The 5,113-nt window shown below is 40.1% G+C and carries 3 protein-coding genes; all 3 read right to left on the reverse strand.

Features of this window, described 5'->3' with window-relative positions:
* On the reverse strand, nucleotides 1-644 hold a 644-nt coding region (locus NB504_RS10405), incomplete at its 3' end, for a hypothetical protein (RefSeq protein WP_258428848.1).
* Nucleotides 645-2,912: 2,268 nt separating this feature from the next.
* A complete protein-coding gene (locus NB504_RS10410) occupies nucleotides 2,913-3,605 on the reverse strand; it encodes a hypothetical protein (protein WP_193168226.1) in 693 nt (230 codons plus the stop codon).
* 144 nt (nucleotides 3,606-3,749) lie between these two features.
* Nucleotides 3,750-4,313 (reverse strand): hypothetical protein, encoded by a 564-nt coding sequence (locus NB504_RS10415; RefSeq protein ID WP_258428850.1) that lies wholly within the window; start codon nucleotides 4,311-4,313, stop codon nucleotides 3,750-3,752.
* Nucleotides 4,314-5,113 lie beyond the last annotated feature (800 nt).

The raw sequence follows: 5,113 nt of genomic DNA on the forward strand, positions 1-5,113 counted from the left end.
GGGTCAACAACAATTCGAGGTGTGTGACGTTCCCTATTTTCGACTAATCGTTCTGCGGCTTTAATTTTACTGTAAGCGTTCATTGCGCCCCATGCATAGAAGCCAAAAGCCGGTAACGTCATTACTATAGCAAGCATGCCTTGGTCACCAAACCATTCAGGAAAAACTGCCGGTGAAAGAGCTATAAATGCGAGAGTGAAGTACCAAAAAAGATAAAAAGCCTTACGCCAGTTACGTGACCATGTGGTGCTATACTTACTTTTAAACACCAACTCAAATTCACCTTTAGTGTCCATTTTTTCGAAGAGTTGCAGAGATTTTTTAAAATCATTCAAACGACGAACTGGATTTGATAGCGACAAAATATACTCTGCTTCCTTTTGAGTGACTAAGGTACTGCCAGCTATTGCTTGGTAACCTTTTTCAATCGCAAAGGGGTGTAATTTTTCCAAGTTTCCTTGATCCAGAAACTCCTTAGCAAACTTATATTCTTCTCTCAATTTTGATTGAACACCAGAAACCAATTCATAAATAACCTTACCACCACCGATAATACCTACTACGGCAGGAATAAGCTTTGCAACTAAAGTTAAATCCATATTCACACAACCAATAACACAAAGATTAAAGGCAGGATATTTCATATGAAACTGTACGTCAATACAGTACTGGTTAAAAAGTCAGGTCAATGCAAACCTAACGCCGCATTAAGTGGTGAGCGACGCTAAACACCAATGCTTCGACAAACCACTTAAAACGCAAAAACTGAATTTACACTAAAACCGCCAAGCGTTGCGAATCCGTCTTAAATGCTTTGTTATGCAAATTCAATAAGATAAACCAGAAGTTACACGACATTTGATTAAGAAAACAATCAAAATATTGGTTAAGTGAACCGAGAATCAGCCAAAGCCTGAACCGTGATAAATAAGCCGCCAAAACAAAGTTCACCTTTCAACGACAAACCAAGCTTTTGGAGGAGACAAGCTCACCGAGCAAGACTTTCAGCAAATGCGAAATGATCGATTAACTTGCACTTTCCACACTTTGCACCCGCTAAACTGACAACGCCCCAACGCTAAAACCAATTGAGGCAAACAAAGAAATTTGCCTGTTTTACGGTTTGAGTTAACCAAGAATTTGAGGGTAAAAATGCTCCTTTGCCGACAACACCAAACGAATAGCCAGAGAAATCCCAAAAGATTGAACCCCTAAATTTACCTGAGTTGCATAACGCCCGGCTAAGGGGTTGACAACGCACCGCCGAACTCAAAAAACACACTGTAAACACTGAACTTCAATTTTGCACTAAAACCGCCAAGCGTTGGCAATCCCTCTTGAGCCGTTTGTTATGCAAATTCAATAAGATAAACTGAATTTACACGACCAAAAGCCACAATTGCAATGGTTGAGTAATTCAAGAACCAACCCAAGCCAGAGCCATGATAAATAAGCTGACAAAACAAAGCCCACCTTTCAACAACCAACCAAGCTTTTGAATCAGACAAACTCAACGAGCGAAACCTTCAGCAAAAGCAAAATGCTCGATAAACTTGCCCTTTCCACACTTTGCGCACGCTGAATTGGCAACAAACCAGCACCAAAACTCATTGAGGCAAACAAAGAACCTTGCCTGTTTTACGGTTTGAGTTAACCACGAATTTTAGGGTAAAAAAGCTCATTTGCCGACAACACAAAACGAATGGCCGGAGAAACCTAAAAAGATAGAACTCCTAAATTTACCTGAGTTGAATAACGCCCAATTAAGTGGTGAACAACGCACTGACCAAGCCGCCGCATTGCACCGTAAAACACTTTACTCAACGCATAGTAAAACTGCCACGCGTTGAGAATCCACTTGAATTGTTTGTTATGCAAATTCAATAAGATAAGCTGACTTTACTCGATCAAAAACCACAATTGCAATAGTTGAGTGATTCAAGAATCAACCCAAGCAAAAGCCGTGATAAATAAGCAGCAAAAATGAAGTCTGCCTTTCAGCGACAAACTAGGCTTTTGAGCCAAACAAACTCAACGAGCAAAGCCTTCAACAAATACAAAATTATCGATTAACTTGCTCTTTCCACACTTTGCGCCCACTAAATTGACAACACGCCCACGCTAAAACCGATTGAGGCAAATAAAGAATCTTGCCTGTTTTACGGTTTGAGTTAACCATGAATTTGAGGGTAAAAATACTCATTTGCCGACAGCTCAAAACGAATGACCGGAGAAATCCCAAAAGATTGAACCCCTAAATTTACCTGAGTTGCATAACGCCCGGCTAAGGGGTTGACAACGCACCGCCGAACTCAAAAAACACACTTAAACACTGAACTACAATTTTACACTAAAGTCGCCACGCGTTGGCAATCCCTCTTGAGCCGTTTGTTATGCAAATTCAATGAGATAAACAGAATTTACACGACCAAAAGCCACAATTGCAATGGTTGAGTGATTCAAGAATCAACCCAAGCAAGAACTGTGATAAATGAGCCGCCAAAACAAAGTCCACCTTTCAGCACCAAACCAAGCTTTTGTGTCAGGAAAACTCAACGAGCGAAACCTTCAGTAAGTACAAAATGCTCGATAAACTTGCCCTTTCCACATTTTGCGCCTGCCAAACTGACAACGCGCCAGCGCTAAAACCGATTGAGGCAAGCAAAGAACTTTGCCTGTTTTACGGTTTGAGTTGACCACGAATTTGAGGGTAAAAATGCTCATTTGCCGACAACACAAAACGAATGGCCGGAGAAATCCCTAAAGATTGAACCCCTAAATTTACCTGAGTTGCATAACGCCCTGTTAAGGTGTGAGCAACGCAATACAGAAGCTCCCGCAGACCACCTTAATCACTTAAACCAACGCATAGTAAAAATGCCACGCGTTGCGAATCACTCTTAAACAGTTTGTTAAGTGCTTGCTTTCGCTGTTTCCAGTTTTTTATCGTTGTTTACGATCCATTGCTCAAATGACTCGAACACTTTTGGAAACTCATTATACTCTGATTCATATAGTTTCATTATAAAATAGAACAAGTTATCGTGCTGTGAACAACAGGCTTCATGCCAGAAATTTCCAAACTGAGTAATGCACTTTTCATGATCGATTATCGAATAACCAGCACAAATCCCCTCATAATTTGGGTGAGCCGATTCGCACAGGTCACTATAGATTTTGCTAATTCCTGTGTACTTTCGCTCACAGTGCTTTAGAACAGTCATTACATTGATAGCAGATAAATTGGTAACTTCGTTTTTTGAGCCCAAAAGTAATTGAGAGCTAATATCTGAAAACTCTGAGAACGCCAGTTTCCCTGACATAACTGCCTCCATTCGTTGATTCAGATATATCAAAACCGCTGAGGTTTCGATAGCGCTTCTAAGAAGAATGCGAACACCTAAAGCATGTTCATTTTTGTGTAAAAGGTATGCTTGTTCAATTAGATCGGTTATTCGCCAAAATGTTAACTCCCGTAAAACCAAGGACCTGTGCGTACATTTCCACTTATGAGCTACTGGAGACTTCGAGAGTAAAGACCCTAACTCAATTTTTTGGACCAAATTCTCTTTCCAGACATTTATTACATCTTCAAATCTCTGCATTTACGATAGTCCTCTTAAAGCACTTAACGCCCAATTAAGGGGTGAACAACGCCTCCACCCAAACCTAAAGCATTGTGCCATAAACACTAAATTTGAAGTAGAAGCATAAATGCCAAGCGTTGTGAATCCCTCTTAAATTGCTTGTTAGGCTTGTGGTTTAAGAGATAACTGTTCTACTGTTTTTTGAAATTGATCTACAGGGAGAACCTCACCGTTTATATAGAAATATTTTTTGGTTATTTTTCCCTTTAAGTTATCCGGTTGGTTGAGCTCTGACGAGTATTTAGATTCATAGAAATAGTCTAACTCTAAGTAATTACTTTTTATTTTAGTCGCTTCAACTGTCACTTTGAATAAGAATACTCGTTGTTCAGGAGTTGGCGTGCTCACCGGTTTCTCTAACAGTATGCCTGATACAATCTCATTGTTTGTGGTTTTAATATGCCAACTTGAACTGAAAGGAATATCATTTCTCGCTGTTATCTGAAGCACAAGTTCACCTGTGGGTGCGTATTTAGCAAGTGTCACATCCAAATCTGGTGCCATATTTTTAAATGTAATTTCCGCCTCTTGCTTCAAAAACACCACTCGTTCTTCTACTTTCCCTTTTACAAACTGCCCCGAAAGCGCCACAACAAACCCCAATGAAATAAAAACATAAGGGACAAATCTTACGATCTTCGTTAATTGTTCAACATCATTCCACATTTTGATTATCCTACGAAAAGCCTAACGCCCAATTAAGTGGTGAACAACGCACTGACCAAGCCGCTGCATAACACCGTAAACACTTTACCTAACGCATAGTAAAACTGCCACGCGTTGAGAATCCACTTGAATTGCTTGTTATGTGAATTTTACCGTGAATTCAAAGTAAACCACCGTAGAAATGAATAAATTTGAATAAGTTACGTACAAAAATGATGCTTACCAAAACCTAAAATTCACAGCGATCTGAGCCAAAGAGAGCCACTTACAGAATCGACAACAAAGAAAGCGCCCTTTCAGCAACCGCTAAATTTTTTGCGTCACCAGATTTTCAGAGCTGAATGTCAGCAAGAAAACCAGTCAAAAGGACATTTCAATTAAAGCGATTTGAAACCACCGAAACCCAACGCAAACCAGATCCAGCACTCAATTGAGGCAACCCAAGAACCTTGAAAACGATCAATCTCAGGTTGTTCAAGAATCCATTTCGACCAAGCCAACTTGCCGAAAACACGGAGCGAATTCTCAATGAAATCGTAGGGTTAGCCCTAAAAACTCATCAAACACATAACGCCCGGCTAAGGGGTTGACAACGCACCGCCGAACTTAAAAAACACACCGTAAACACTGAACTTCAATTTTGCACTAAAGTCGCCACGCGTTGGCAATCCCTCTTGAGCCGTTTGTTAGGCCAACCAATTGACAACAATACTTTCAAAACCCAAGAACAAAACTTTTTGTAAACTTGAAAAACACTAACCGATTCATTTATAAACCAAAATGCTAAATCAGCAAAGAAA

The organism is Vibrio sp. RM-69-4, assembly GCF_024743775.1.
Taxonomy (GTDB): domain Bacteria; phylum Pseudomonadota; class Gammaproteobacteria; order Enterobacterales; family Vibrionaceae; genus Vibrio; species Vibrio anguillarum.

What these genes read in the sequence shown, in the direction of transcription:
- NB504_RS10415 (WP_258428850.1), bottom strand. Translation starts at nt 4,313, where the DNA reads ATGTGGAATGATGTTGAACAATTAACGAAGATCGTAAGATTTGTCCCT.
- NB504_RS10410 (WP_193168226.1), bottom strand. Translation starts at nt 3,605, where the DNA reads ATGCAGAGATTTGAAGATGTAATAAATGTCTGGAAAGAGAATTTGGTC.